Source organism: Thioclava sp. L04-15, assembly GCF_002020275.1.
GTDB lineage: Bacteria > Pseudomonadota > Alphaproteobacteria > Rhodobacterales > Rhodobacteraceae > Thioclava > Thioclava marina.
In genome coordinates this window covers 44,709-56,977 of the sequence record NZ_MPZW01000002.1, presented here as the reverse complement: position 1 = coordinate 56,977, position 12,269 = coordinate 44,709, and the positions used below count along the sequence as shown (strand labels likewise).

General features: G+C 63.1%; 15 protein-coding genes. 6 read left to right on the top strand and 9 right to left on the bottom strand.

Features of this window, described 5'->3' with window-relative positions; genetic code table 11:
* Nucleotides 1–7: 7 nt before the first annotated feature.
* The 9 genes from BMI90_RS06455 to BMI90_RS06415 all read right to left on the bottom strand — a co-directional run bounded on the left by BMI90_RS06455 (nt 8) and on the right by BMI90_RS06415 (nt 7,333).
* A complete protein-coding gene (locus BMI90_RS06455; RefSeq protein WP_078527403.1) occupies nt 8–601 on the bottom strand; it encodes a YIP1 family protein in 594 nt (197 codons plus the stop codon).
* Nucleotides 601–1,092, bottom strand: a complete 492-nt coding sequence (locus BMI90_RS06450; RefSeq protein WP_078527401.1) for a Yip1 family protein — start codon at nt 1,090–1,092, stop codon at nt 601–603. Before BMI90_RS06450 ends, BMI90_RS06455 begins: the two co-directional genes overlap by 1 nt.
* A 1-nt stretch (nt 1,093) precedes the next feature.
* A complete protein-coding gene (gene sufD, locus BMI90_RS06445) occupies nt 1,094–2,371 on the bottom strand; it encodes a Fe-S cluster assembly protein SufD (protein ID WP_078527399.1) in 1,278 nt (425 codons plus the stop codon).
* Nucleotides 2,371–3,144: a Fe-S cluster assembly ATPase SufC gene (gene sufC, locus BMI90_RS06440; protein WP_078527397.1), complete on the bottom strand. Its 774-nt coding sequence runs from the start codon at nt 3,142–3,144 to the stop codon at nt 2,371–2,373. Before sufC ends, sufD begins: the two co-directional genes overlap by 1 nt.
* Nucleotides 3,145–3,153: 9 nt before the next feature.
* Nucleotides 3,154–3,468, bottom strand: a complete 315-nt coding sequence (locus tag BMI90_RS06435; protein WP_038078274.1) for a heavy metal-binding domain-containing protein — start codon at nt 3,466–3,468, stop codon at nt 3,154–3,156.
* A 46-nt stretch (nt 3,469–3,514) separates the two neighbouring features.
* Nucleotides 3,515–4,045 carry a hypothetical protein gene (locus BMI90_RS06430; RefSeq protein ID WP_078527395.1) on the bottom strand — a complete coding sequence of 177 codons (531 nt, stop codon included), beginning with the start codon at nt 4,043–4,045 and terminating at the stop codon, nt 3,515–3,517.
* Between the two features lie 102 nt (nt 4,046–4,147).
* Complete coding sequence (sufB, locus tag BMI90_RS06425; RefSeq protein ID WP_078527393.1) at nt 4,148–5,668, bottom strand: Fe-S cluster assembly protein SufB; 1,521 nt, start codon at nt 5,666–5,668, stop codon at nt 4,148–4,150.
* 19 nt (nt 5,669–5,687) lie between these two features.
* A complete protein-coding gene (locus tag BMI90_RS06420; protein ID WP_078527391.1) occupies nt 5,688–6,731 on the bottom strand; it encodes an aminotransferase class V-fold PLP-dependent enzyme in 1,044 nt (347 codons plus the stop codon).
* A 143-nt stretch (nt 6,732–6,874) separates the two neighbouring features.
* Entirely contained in the window at nt 6,875–7,333 is a 459-nt protein-coding gene (locus BMI90_RS06415) for an Rrf2 family transcriptional regulator (protein ID WP_078527389.1), read from the bottom strand.
* Nucleotides 7,334–7,564: 231 nt separating this feature from the next.
* Here BMI90_RS06415 and BMI90_RS06410 point away from each other — a divergent pair, with 231 nt between their 5' ends.
* The 6 genes from BMI90_RS06410 (at nt 7,565) to BMI90_RS06385 (ending at nt 12,252) form a co-directional block, all read left to right on the top strand.
* Nucleotides 7,565–8,242 carry an alpha/beta hydrolase gene (locus BMI90_RS06410; RefSeq protein ID WP_078527387.1) on the top strand — a complete coding sequence of 226 codons (678 nt, stop codon included), beginning with the start codon at nt 7,565–7,567 and terminating at the stop codon, nt 8,240–8,242.
* Complete coding sequence (locus BMI90_RS06405; RefSeq protein ID WP_210401926.1) at nt 8,242–8,505, top strand: hypothetical protein; 264 nt, start codon at nt 8,242–8,244, stop codon at nt 8,503–8,505. The genes BMI90_RS06410 and BMI90_RS06405 overlap by 1 nt, the downstream gene beginning before the upstream one ends.
* Entirely contained in the window at nt 8,502–8,939 is a 438-nt protein-coding gene (locus BMI90_RS06400) for a hypothetical protein (protein WP_078527385.1), read from the top strand. Before BMI90_RS06405 ends, BMI90_RS06400 begins: the two co-directional genes overlap by 4 nt.
* Nucleotides 8,936–9,523 (top strand): HD domain-containing protein, encoded by a 588-nt coding sequence (locus tag BMI90_RS06395; RefSeq protein ID WP_078527383.1) that lies wholly within the window; start codon nt 8,936–8,938, stop codon nt 9,521–9,523. Before BMI90_RS06400 ends, BMI90_RS06395 begins: the two co-directional genes overlap by 4 nt.
* Nucleotides 9,520–9,945 (top strand): hypothetical protein, encoded by a 426-nt coding sequence (locus tag BMI90_RS06390; RefSeq protein WP_078527381.1) that lies wholly within the window; start codon nt 9,520–9,522, stop codon nt 9,943–9,945. The genes BMI90_RS06395 and BMI90_RS06390 overlap by 4 nt, the downstream gene beginning before the upstream one ends.
* A gap of 102 nt (nt 9,946–10,047) precedes the next feature.
* Entirely contained in the window at nt 10,048–12,252 is a 2,205-nt protein-coding gene (locus tag BMI90_RS06385; protein WP_078527378.1) for an NADP-dependent isocitrate dehydrogenase, read from the top strand.
* Nucleotides 12,253–12,269 lie beyond the last annotated feature (17 nt).

Sequence of the window (12,269 nt, the reverse complement as noted above, 5' to 3'; positions counted from 1 at the left end):
CTCTACCTCAGCTCGGCATGGGGGTCGTGGGCATCTGCACGAGCCCTGTCGAGACCAGCACGATCCCGGCAATGAGCGCGGACCCGAGGAAGGTCAGGATCACCCCCACGGCCACGGCGAGCGGATTGGTGAAGCCGTGCAGCTCCATCGTGAACTGCACAAGCAGGAAGAACATCAGCCCGACCAGCAACAACGACATGATCGTGGCCGAGATGGGGAAGAAGACCATCAGAACGACCTGAATCACCTGCCCGATCATCAGCACGAACTCGATCCAGGTCAGCAGCAGCAACGCGTCAGCATAGCTGCCCTTGCCGCCCGCGCGCTGACCGACGAAGGACATCGCAAAGGCGCCATAGAGCAGCAGCGAGGCCTGAAGCCCCACCACCATGAGCGGCGAGGTCAGCTCTCCAAGGTCGAGCTTGGTGATGACGGTGAAGACCATCTGCGCGAGCGTGCCAAGGATCGCGCTCATCACCACGACAAGCACCATCGCCTGAAAGCGTGCCGCATTGGGCAGATTGAGCGCCATCAATTCGCGGGCGACCGCGCGCGGTTCCGTGAAGCTCCGCATCAGCCAGTCTTTGAGATCGACCTGCATCACCTTGATTTTCCTTCGAACTCCGCCACGCGCAAACCCACGATCCAGAACAGCACGAACGCCACCCCGACCAGGAGCGAGACCAACGACAGTTGCGGCCCGATCCCGATGAAACCCGCGACGAGACCTTGCAGCAGCATCAGCGGCGACACCGCGAGCAGCGCCCAGAACAGCGCAAGCCGCGCACCATACCAGCTGCCCTGCCCGCCCATCGCTTTCGCGACCAGATGGCCGAGTGCGGCGATCAGGTAGAAGATGGGCACCGTCGCCAGAAGCGCAAGCATCGTCCCCATCATCAGCCCGACCATAGGCTGATCGGGCATCTCATGGGCCAGCCGCGACAGGCGCGGCCACTGGCCGATGAAGATCACCGTCAGCGCCAGCAGCAGGAACACCAGCGCGCGCGGCTCGGAAGCCGGACGCGCCAGATGTTCGCGCATCACCACACGCGGGTGCCGATAGGTCCGCAGGATGTCGTCGCTGGCTGCCATCTCAGCCGCGATGCCGCGAAAGCCAGCCTTCGAGCCGCGTCAGGATCGCGTCGCGGAAGCGCTCTTCTTCAATCTCTTCAATGGCATCAGCCACGAAGCTGAGAACCAGAAGCGCGGTTGCCTCCTCGACCGGAACCCCGCGAGACCGCAGGTAGAAGAGCGCAGTCTCGTCGATCGCGCCGGTGGTCGAGCCATGCGAGCACTGCACGTCATCGGCATAGATCTCGAGCTCGGGCTTGGCGAGGAACTGGCTGTCCTCGTCGAGCAACAGCGACTGGCTGATCTGGTAACCGTCGGTCTTCTGCGCGCCCGGCTTCACAAGGATCTTGCCCTGGAACACGCCCTGCGCGCCGTTCTTGAGCACCTTCTTGAACACCTGGCGGCTCTCGCAGCGTTCGGCGTCATGGGTGATGAAGATCGTGTCGTCGTGGTGGAACGCGCCGCTCTTGCCGTCGCCAAGCGCCGCGCCCGCGACATGGGCATTGGCATCGTCGCCCACGATGTCGATCACGCATTCATTGCGCGTCAGCACCCCGTTCGAGGTCAGCGTGAAGGACTTGAACAGCGCCTCGTCGGCCACGCGCGCGAAGATGCCGGTCACGGCGCGACGCTCGTGATCGCGGCCCTGCACGCGGATATGGTGGAAGCGCGCGCCTTTGGCGACATCGACTTCCATCAGTTTGTTGAACCGCGCACCGGCCGGGCCGTTTTCCAGCACGGTGATCTCGGCGCCCTCTTCAAGCTTCACGAGATGATGCAAGATCGGATCGGAAGTCTCTGATTCATGGGTATAAATCAGGCTCACCGGTTTCTCGGCCTTGCCCGTCACACGGATCAGCACGCCATCGGTGGCCGACGCGGTGTTCAGGGCTGCGAAGGGGCGCACGACCGGCTTCTGCCCATTGGCCTCCAACGTGCCATAGAGCGCGCTTGCCCAGTTCACATCGCCCGCCTCGGCCAGACGCAGGATCTCGACGCCCGACATGGACAGATCGTCCGAAGCCTCGGCATCGAAGACGCCATCGCGGAATACGACCTTCAGGCGGTCGATCTCGCCGAACAGCTCCGGCTCGTCATCCTTGAACGGCGCGGCGGCGACCGGTTCGGGCGCGATGAAATCGGTCGGGTTGGTCCAGCGCCAGTATTCGTCACGACGACCCGGCAGGCCCATCGCGATCAGACGCTCGAGCGCGGCCCGGCGTTGCGGCCCGAAACCCTCGGGCAGCGTGACGCGGGCAAGCCGCGCCTCGGCGGGGGTCATTTTCTCGACAGCCGACATTACGCCATCACCTCCGAGATCCCGTGCTTGGCCAGCAGCTCGGCATAGCCGTTCTTCTCGACCTCAAGCGCCAGTTCCGGCCCGCCGGTCTCGATGATGCGGCCATCGGCCATGATGTGCACGACATCGGGTTTGATGTGGTCGAGCAGGCGCTGGTAGTGGGTGATCACGAGGAAGGAGCGCTTCTCGTCGCGCAGCGCATTCACCCCTTCGGCGACCAGACGCATCGCGTCGACGTCGAGGCCAGAGTCGGTCTCGTCGAGGATGCACATCTTCGGCTCCAGAAGCGCCATCTGAAGGATTTCGTTGCGCTTTTTCTCGCCGCCCGAGAAGCCGACATTGACCGCGCGCTTGAGCATGTCGGCGTCGATCTTCAGCGATTTCGCCTTTTCGCGAACGAGCTTGAGGAAGTCACCGGCGGAGATCTCTTCTTCGCCGCGGGCCTTGCGCTGCGCGTTGAGCGCGGTGCGCAGGAAGGTCATGTTGCCGACACCGGGGATCTCGACCGGGTATTGGAACGCCAGGAAGAGGCCCGCCGCCGCGCGCTCTTCAGGCTCGGCCTCGAGCAGGTCCATCCCGTCGAGTTCCGCCTCGCCCTCGGTCACCTCGTAGCCGTCGCGACCCGAGAGAACGTAGCTCAGCGTCGATTTCCCCGAGCCGTTCGGCCCCATGATCGCGTGGACCTTTCCGGCCTCGACGGTCAGGTTGACGCCCTTGAGGATCTGCTTGTCCTCTTCTTCCAGTTTGACGTGCAGGTTCTTGATCTCAAGCATGGTTCTTCCTCAGGATACGGTAACAGCGGTGCCGGAGGCCGACACCATCAGCATGGATTGGCCGACGACCTCGTAATCGAGATCGACGCCGACAACGGCATTCGCGCCCAGTTCGCGGGCGCGATCTTCAAGTTCACGCAGCGCCGTGGAGCGCGCGTCTTGCAATTTGGATTCGTAAGCCCCCGACCGGCCGCCGATGATATCGGTGACCGAGGCGAAGATGTCGCGCACGACATTGGCGCCCATGATCGCCTCGCCCACGACAATGCCGTGATAGGCCGCGATCGGGCGCCCTTCGATGGTGGGGGTGGTGGTGACGATCATGCGTGACCTCCGATGGAGCGACCCCGCGGGGCCGCGCCGCCGCAGGTCAGAAGTGGATCACGGCCCCGGCATAGGTCAGCGTGCGCGGCTCGGTCTCTGCCACTTTCTGCTGCACCCAGGCCTCGGAAAAGACCGAAGACGCCAGCGCGGGCTGCCAGAAGGCCAGATTGTGCAGCCCCGCCATCGCGATGACGACGCCGAGCGCCTGTAGCATGACGAGTTTCGTCGACAGGAGCTTGAAGAACAGTCCGATCACGAAGGCCACGAGAAGCGCCGCCCCGAAGAGCGCGAGATCGGCATGGGTTCCGATCGCTTCCGCGATCTGCGGCGTCATGAAATGCTCGCGCAGGACGGATGCCAGAACAAATCCCGCGACGCCCGTTCCCAATGCCGGAATGAAGGCAAGCAAACGTCGCTTCGTCCTGGGCTCGGCGATCGCACCGCGCAGCATCGCGGAATCCGCGCGCACGTTCATTTCGCGATCCCCGACATGCAGCACGACCCGACCCTTGTTCTTGGCCGAAATCTTCTCGATCCGCGTCAACCGATCGTTGAAGCTCGTGCTGGATATCGTCATGGCCCACCTCGATCCATCTTCCTGGCGGGTTAAGACATGCTGAAGGAATGTGCCTGAAATGGGGCACATCCGGGGCGATTTTGCAATTTACACGTGTGCAAATCACCCGACACTGCCCTCCAGAGAAATCGCCACAAGGCTTTGGGCTTCCATCGCGAATTCCATCGGCAGAGCCTGCAGCACCTCGCGGCAGAAGCCGTTCACGACAAGAGCCACGGCCTCCTCTTCATCCATGCCGCGCGCGCGGCAATAGAAGAGCTGATCGTCATCGACCTTCGAGGTGGTTGCCTCGTGCTCGACGCGCGAGGAGTTATTCTTCACCTCGATATAGGGCACCGTATGCGCGCCACATTTGTCGCCGATCAGCAACGAGTCGCATTGCGTGTAGTTGCGCGAGTCGGTGGCTTTGGGATGCATAGACACCTGACCGCGATAGGTGTTTTGCGCCTTGCCCGCCGAGATCCCCTTGGAGACGATGCGCGAGCGGGTGTTCTTGCCCAGATGCAGCATCTTCGTGCCGGTATCGGCCTGCTGGTAATTGTTGGCGATGGCGATCGAGTAGAACTCGCCCTGACTGTCATCGCCGCGCAGGATGCAGGACGGGTATTTCCAGGTGATCGCCGAGCCGGTCTCGACCTGGGTCCACATCACCTTGGCGCGGTCGCCACGGCAATCGGCACGCTTGGTGACGAAGTTGTAGATGCCGCCCTTGCCGTTCTCGTCGCCCGGGAACCAGTTCTGGACGGTGGAGTATTTCACCTCCGCGTCTTCCTCGATGATGATCTCCACAACCGCAGCGTGCAGCTGGGCGACATCGCGCTGAGGTGCGGTGCAGCCTTCGAGGTAGCTCACATAGGAGCCCTTGTCGGCGATGATCAGGGTGCGTTCGAACTGCCCGGTATTTTCCGCGTTGATGCGGAAATAGGTCGAAAGCTCCATCGGGCAGCGCACGCCCGGGGGCACGTAGACGAAGGAGCCATCCGAGAAAACGGCCGAGTTCAGCGCGGCATAGAAGTTATCCGCCTGCGGTACGACCGAGCCGAGATATTTCTTCACCAGTTCCGGGTGCTCCTGGATCGCTTCGGAGATCGAGCAGAAGATCACCCCCGCCTCGGCGAGCTTGTCCTTGAAGGTGGTGCCCACGGAAACGCTGTCGAACACCGCGTCGACAGCGACCTGACGGTCGTTGAGGTCGATATCCTCGGCCCCTTCGACACCGGCAAGGATCATCTGTTCCTTCAGCGGGATGCCGAGCTTTTCATAGGTAGCCAGCAGCTTGGGATCGACCTCGTCGAGCGACTTGGGCTTCTCGACCATGCTTTTCGGGCGGGCGTAGTAATACTGGTCCTGAAAGTCGATATCCGGGATGTTCAGAAGCGCCCAGTCGGGCATCTTCATGTCCTGCCAGCGCGCAAACGCCTTCAGGCGCCACTCGGTCATCCACTCGGGCTCGTTGTTCTTGCTCGAGATCAGGCGGACGATGTCCTCGTTCACGCCCTTGGGCGCGTATTCCATCTCGATCTCGGTATTCCAGCCGTATTTGTAGGCGCCCATGTTCTGGACGGTCTCGACCGTTTCGCGATCCACGCCTTCGCGCACTTCCACCTGATCCGCACCCGCCATATCCGGCCTCTCCTGTCGCTCACCCGCGCCGCGCGCGGTGTTTCCCTTCGCATTTCAGCCAGTGTTCGGCGAAACGCATCACATCTTCCTCACGCGTGTCCGGGCCGATCGAGACCCGCAGCGCACAGCCGGCTTCCTCTTCGGAAAAACCCATCGCCACCAGAGCGGCAGAGCTTTTCACCTTGCCCGACGAACAGGCCGAGCCGGCCGAAACGGCAAAACCACCCAGATCCATCTGCATCACCTGCGTCTCGCCCTTCCATCCGGGCGTGATGAAGCAGGTGGTGTTCGGGAGCCTGCGTGATTCATTCCCGACAAAAATAGTTTCTTTTGCGCGATCCGCAATGGCACTCTCTAGAATGTTTCTAACTATTTCCACGCGCGCCCAAATTCCGCTCTCAAGATCGTGCGAGGCTGCCTCGGCGGCGGCCCCGAACCCCGCGATCCCGGTCAGGTTCTCGGTGCCCGCACGCCGGCCCATCTCCTGACCGCCGCCCTTGAGCTGTGCGGCGATATCCGTGCCGCGCTTTACCACCAGCGCACCAATGCCCTTGGGTCCACCGAGTTTATGCGCCGAGACGATCCCGCAGGTCACGCCAAGCCAGTTGAAGGCGAAGGGAATCTTGCCGAAACCCTGCGTGAGATCACTCAGGTAAAGCCCCTCCGGCAGCTCCTGCACCACCCCGGTCTCGGAATTGGCAAGCTGGACGGCAGAATGCGCGGGATCGGAAACCTCGATCCGACCCGTCCGATCAACGCCAAGATCCTGTTCACACCAGCTTCGGACCGCATCGTGCTCGACACCGGCGCAATGCATCCCCTGTCCGGCCAATGCCAAAGCCGCCGCCTCCGTCGCTCCCGAGGTGAAGATGATGTCCTGCCCCTCGGCCCCGAGAGCCGCTGCCACCTGCGCGCGGGCCCGCTCCATCAGGGCCTTCGCCGCGCGCCCTTCCGAATGCACCGAGGACGGATTCCCCACCACATCCATCGCCGCGATCATCGCCTCGCGGGCCTCGACCCGCAAAGGGGTCGTTGCATTCCAGTCGAGATAGGTACGCTCCATCATGCGCTCCGCGTGGTTGAGAGGTCGGATGCCTCCGGCGGGGATATTTGAAGCAGTTGGAAGAGGCAAACTCTCACTTTCCAACTGCTTCAAATATCCCCCGCAGCGCGTCCATGGCCCGCCTTGCCGACCACCGCTCGAGGTTACTCGTCGACCACCGAGAACAGGCTCGGCACGGCCGGGCATGGCTTGAGCCGGTTCTTCACCACGTCTTCGAGCGTCGTTTGATGCAGGAAGACGAAAACCTGTGCCGACAGGCTCTCCCAGAGCCGGTTCGCCATGGATTGCGCGCGCGAGCCCGAGATCGCGCCCGAGGCGCCCGCGCCTACATGCATCGCCGAGACGGTTTCGTCCACGGCCTCGAAAATCTCCGAGATGCGGATTTCGGAGGGGCAACGCGCAAGACGATAGCCGCCGCCCGGGCCGCGCACCGAATTCACCAGGCCCGCGCGGCGCAGCCGCACGAAAAGCTGTTCGAGATAGGGCAGAGAAATATCCTGACGCTCGGACAAGGCCGCGAGAGAGGTTCGGCTGCCTTCGCCCGCCAGCGCCAGATCCACCAGCGCGACCATCGCGTAACGCCCTTTCGTCGACAGTTTCATGCGACCCTCCCGCCCGGAACCTTCAAGCTGACTTAAATCGACCCGCAACGCACGCAAAAACCGCTGAAAGCATTGACGCAAGCGCGAGGGCCGATTACCTCCACCAATACCCGATCTCCCGGCATGGCGCCGGGGGTGGCTTCCTCCTAGGCCAGCCGTGCCGACCCGTCAAGAAACGCGAGGTCGCAGCACGCGCGCCGGAGCCAAGCTGGCAAGAGCAAACGAGAGACAATGCCCGAAGTCATTTTCCCCGGTCCCGAAGGTCGCCTCGAGGGGCGCTATCATCCGCAACCCGCCCCCGACGCCCCGATTGCGATCATCCTGCATCCCGATCCGCAATTTGGCGGCACGATGAACAATCGCGTCGTCTACAACCTGCATTACGCCTTCTTCAAGATGGGCTTCACGGTGCTTCGCTTCAACTTCCGGGGCGTGGGCCGCAGTCAGGGCGAATACGACCAGGGCATCGGCGAGCTATCGGATGCAGCCTCGGCACTCGATTATCTTCAGGCGATGAATCCCAATTCCAAGCATTGCTGGGTTGCGGGTCACAGCTTCGGCGCCTGGATCGGGATGCAGCTGCTGATGCGTCGCCCCGAGATCACCGGCTTCGTTTCGGTCGCACCTCCGGGCCCCTCGTCGCCGGGCCCCGGCAATTACGACTATTCCTTCCTTGCGCCCTGCCCCAGCTCGGGCCTGATCATCAACGGCACCAACGACCGCATCGCCCAACCCAAGGAGACCGACCTGCTGGTCGCCAAGCTCCAGGAGCAAAAGGGCATCACGATCACCCATGAGGAGATCGAGGGCGCGGATCACTTCTTCAAGAACGAAGAAGCCCATATGAAGCCGATGATCGAGACGGTGCAGACCTATGTGCGTCGCCGCCTGACGGAGGGCACGCGCTGATGGCGCTGATCGACGAGCTTGCTGAAAAGCTCGCCGCCGAGACCATGGAGGCGATGCGCAAATACGGCGACGATCGCCTCTTCATGGAGGTCGGCAATTACATCGGCACGTCCTCGCCCTCGCTGCAAGAAGCCTTCATGACGGCTTGCCGGTTGCATATGGCCGAGCAGCGCGGGCGCGATTTCTTCGAGAAACGCCTGCGCGAGCTCGACGCCAAGGCGCGCAAAGCCGCGCAATCCGACGCTTCCGGGGACGAGGCGTGAACCAGTCCGCGACAACGATCTTCTACGCCGCGGCGCTCGCGCTCGGCCTGTCGCTCGTTATCGCCACCGCCTTCCACGCCACCCACATGATCTGCGAGGGCGACTGGACCGGGGATGCGACGCGCGGCGAGGCGATGCTGCGCGGCTTTGCCGGGCTCGTCCGAAGCCCGCTTCACCTGATGATATCGGTGCTGCCGCTCTGGATCGGCTGGACACTCTTGCTGCTTTCGGCCGCGGACCGCGCGATCCCGCCAGTGGTGGGGCTTGGCACGGTGCTGCTGTCGATGCTCGGCACCCTGTTCTTCTACGCCTTCGCCGTGCCGCGCATCGATTGCGCGACCTTTTCGGATCGCGCGATGATCTGGCGTATCAGCGGGCTGTTCCTTTTCGTGGCCTTCCTGCTTTTGCTGCCGCGACTGTGGAGGCGTGGATGAACCGGCTCGATCGCCAATTCGCGTTTCTCGCCGAAGCCGAGAAACTGAAATCGGTCACGCGGGCGACGCCGATCCATGATGCCTCGCGCCCCGAGAATTCGGGCGAGCATAGCTGGTCGCTTGCTCTTTATGCGCTGACGCTCTCCGATCAGGCGCCCGAGGGCGTGTCGATCGACCGGGTGATCCGGATGCTGCTGCTGCATGATCTCGTCGAGATCGACGTGGGCGATGTGCCGATCCATTCTCAGGGCGGCACGGCGCATGGCTCCGAGGACATCCAGAAGGCCGAGGCCGAGGCCGCCGCGCGCATCTTCGGGTTGCTGCCCGAGGATCAGGGGGCGGAGCTGCTCGCGCTTTGGCACGAATTCGAGGCGAACGAGAGCCCCGATGCCATCTTCGCCAAATCGCTCGACCGGGTGCAGCCGGTGCTGCTCAACCACCAGTCGGGCGGCGGATCGTGGATCGAGTATGACGTCAGCTTCTCCCAACTCGAAGACCGGATCGGCACCAAGATCTCACGCGGCGCGCCTGCGGTCTGGGAATGGGTCCGGGCCAGGGTCGAAGGATGGTTCACGGCGCGATGAGCGGCTGGAACATCCCGTTCTTCCTCTCACTTCTGAGCGCCATGCTCCTCGGCCTTCTTTTTGACTCCTTCGACGCACCGCTGATCGGGTCGGATGGCATTGCTTGTCGCGAATTGCTGTCCTCGGGCAGCGACGACGACACGATCCCAGCCTTTCTGCTTCTCCTGAGCGCCCCGGCCATGCTGAGGCTGTTTCGCAACGGGCTCTATTTCAACTGGGTCGAGTGGATGGTGCTGAGCCTCGCCATTGCGCCTTTCGTGATCTATCTGGTGCTCATTCCCGATTGCGCGCATCTCGGCACCAACATCGCCGCGCGCAACATTCCGTTGACCCTGATTGCGCTGAGTCTCGTCAGCCTGATCGCGATCGCGCTTCGGCTGAGCGGTCCCGACCAGTGCCGCATCCGCCCCCCTCGGCGATAAGTGGCAGAGCCTTCCCGTATACAATCGCATACCGTCTAGCCAAGCGGATCTGAATCGGGTATGAGGCAGCGAAACCGAGACTCCAACCGAGAGGGCTCCGCAATGGCCGATAAAAATACCCCCGATATCATCTACACCAAGGTCGACGAGGCCCCCGAACTCGCCAGCGCCTCGCTGCTGCCGATCATCCGCAAATTCGCCTCTGCCGCCGGGATTTCGGTCGGCACCAAGGACATCTCGCTTGCGGGCCGTATCCTCGCCACCTTCCCCGAAGTGCTGACCGAAGAGCAGCGCATCTCGGACGATCTGGCCGAGCTGGGCGAACTGGTGAAGACGCCCGAGGCAAACGTGATCAAGCTCCCGAACATTTCTGCCTCGGTGCCGCAGCTCGTGGCCGCGATCAAGGAGCTGCAATCGCAAGGCTACGCCCTGCCCGACTACCCCGAAGAGCCGAAGACCGACGCCGAGAAAGCGGTCCGCGCGAAATACGACTCGATCAAGGGCTCGGCCGTGAACCCGGTCCTGCGCGAGGGCAACTCGGATCGCCGCGCCGCAACCGCGGTGAAGAAATTCGCCCAGGCCAACCCGCACCGCATGGGTGAGTGGACCAGGGACAGCAAGACCCGCGTCGCAGCAATGTCGGGCGGCGATTTCTTCTCGAATGAAGTCTCGGCCACCCTGCCCAAGGAAGCAACCGCGACGATCGTCCTGGAAAACGCCAAGACCGAGACCGTTCTGAAGGAAGGCGTGAAGTACCCGGCGGGCACCGTGGTCGATGCGACCTATATGTCGGCATCCGCGCTGGATTCGTTCCTCGAGGACGAGATCGCGAAGACCAAGGACGAAGGCGTCCTGTTCTCGCTGCACATGAAAGCGACGATGATGAAGGTCTCGGATCCGATCATCTTCGGCCATGCGGTCAAGGCCTGGCTCAAGCCGGTCTTCGAGAAATACGGCGACGAGATGAAGGCGCTCGGCGTGAACCCGAATTCGGGTCTGGGCGACCTGCTCGCCCGCGTGAAGGATCAGCCTGAGATCATGGCCGCAATCGAGGCCGTCACCGCCGAGCGTCCGCCGATGTATATGGTGAACTCCGACAAGGGCATCACCAACCTGCACGTTCCCTCGGACGTCATCATCGACGCCTCGATGCCCGCGCTGATCCGCGCTGGCGGCAAGGGCTGGGGCCCCGATGGCAAGGAACATGACTGCGTCTGCGTGATCCCGGACAACTCCTATGCGCCGGTCTATGACGCCGCGGTCGAGTTCTTCAAAGCCAACGGCAAGCTGAACCCCGCCACCGCGGGCACCGTTCAGAACATCGGCCTGATGGCGCAGAAGGCCGAGGAATACGGCTCGCACCCCACCACCTTCGAAATCCCCACCGACGGCGTGGTGAAGATGGTGCTCGACGATGGCACCGTGCTGCACGCGCATGAGGTCAAGGCTGGTGATATCTGGCGCTCGGCCTCGGCCCGCAAGGCGCCGATCGAGGACTGGGTGAACCTCGCGATCGATCGCCAGCGCCTGACCGGCTACCGTGCGATCTTCTGGCTCGACGAAAACCGCGCCCATGACGCGGAGTTGATCAAATATGTGAAGCCGATCCTCGAAGCCAAGGGCGTTGCCGACAAGTTCGAGATCATGGCGCCGCGCGAAGCCACCATCGCCTCGCTCGAGACCATCACCAAGGGCGAGAACACCATCGCGATCACCGGCAACGTGCTGCGCGACTACCTGACCGACCTCTTCCCGATCCTGGAACTGGCCACCTCGGCCAAGATGCTCTCGATCGTGAAGCTGATGCAGGGCGGCGGTCTGTTCGAGACCGGCGCGGGCGGCTCGGCCCCCAAGCACGTCCAGCAGCTTCTGGAAGAAGACCACCTGCGCTGGGACAGCCTCGGCGAGTTCTGTGCGCTCGGTGAAAGCTTCCGTTTCCTCGCGGAAACGAAAGGCAACGCCAAGGCGAAGGTGCTGGGCGACGCGGTGGATGTCGCGACGCAGGGCATCCTCGACAATGACCGCTCGCCCTCGCGCAAGGTCGGCCAGCCCGACAACCGCGACAGCCATTACTGGTTCGCCCGTTACTGGGCCGAGGCTCTGGCCGCCCAGGGCGACGACGCGGAACTCGCAGCCGAATTCGCGCCCGTCGCGAAGGCGCTGGCCGATGACGAAGCGAAGATCGTGGCGGAACTCGCCGCCGTTCAGGGCAAGCCGGCCGATATCGGCGGCTACTACCACGCCGACCCGGCGAAACTCGCCGCGGTGATGCGCCCGAGCGCAACGCTCAACGCCATCATCGGCTGAGAGCACTGAGACAGAAG

What these genes read in the sequence shown, in the direction of transcription:
- BMI90_RS06405 (WP_210401926.1), top strand. Translation starts at nt 8,242, where the DNA reads ATGGCGCTGATCGACGAGCTTGCTGAAAAGCTCGCCGCCGAGACCATG.
- BMI90_RS06385 (WP_078527378.1), top strand. Translation starts at nt 10,048, where the DNA reads ATGGCCGATAAAAATACCCCCGATATCATCTACACCAAGGTCGACGAG.
- sufD (WP_078527399.1), bottom strand. Translation starts at nt 2,371, where the DNA reads ATGTCGGCTGTCGAGAAAATGACCCCCGCCGAGGCGCGGCTTGCCCGC.
- BMI90_RS06450 (WP_078527401.1), bottom strand. Translation starts at nt 1,092, where the DNA reads ATGGCAGCCAGCGACGACATCCTGCGGACCTATCGGCACCCGCGTGTG.
- BMI90_RS06390 (WP_078527381.1), top strand. Translation starts at nt 9,520, where the DNA reads ATGAGCGGCTGGAACATCCCGTTCTTCCTCTCACTTCTGAGCGCCATG.
- BMI90_RS06420 (WP_078527391.1), bottom strand. Translation starts at nt 6,731, where the DNA reads ATGGAGCGTACCTATCTCGACTGGAATGCAACGACCCCTTTGCGGGTC.
- BMI90_RS06395 (WP_078527383.1), top strand. Translation starts at nt 8,936, where the DNA reads ATGAACCGGCTCGATCGCCAATTCGCGTTTCTCGCCGAAGCCGAGAAA.
- BMI90_RS06410 (WP_078527387.1), top strand. Translation starts at nt 7,565, where the DNA reads ATGCCCGAAGTCATTTTCCCCGGTCCCGAAGGTCGCCTCGAGGGGCGC.
- sufC (WP_078527397.1), bottom strand. Translation starts at nt 3,144, where the DNA reads ATGCTTGAGATCAAGAACCTGCACGTCAAACTGGAAGAAGAGGACAAG.
- BMI90_RS06455 (WP_078527403.1), bottom strand. Translation starts at nt 601, where the DNA reads ATGCAGGTCGATCTCAAAGACTGGCTGATGCGGAGCTTCACGGAACCG.
- sufB (WP_078527393.1), bottom strand. Translation starts at nt 5,668, where the DNA reads ATGGCGGGTGCGGATCAGGTGGAAGTGCGCGAAGGCGTGGATCGCGAA.
- BMI90_RS06415 (WP_078527389.1), bottom strand. Translation starts at nt 7,333, where the DNA reads ATGAAACTGTCGACGAAAGGGCGTTACGCGATGGTCGCGCTGGTGGAT.
- BMI90_RS06430 (WP_078527395.1), bottom strand. Translation starts at nt 4,045, where the DNA reads ATGACGATATCCAGCACGAGCTTCAACGATCGGTTGACGCGGATCGAG.
- BMI90_RS06435 (WP_038078274.1), bottom strand. Translation starts at nt 3,468, where the DNA reads ATGATCGTCACCACCACCCCCACCATCGAAGGGCGCCCGATCGCGGCC.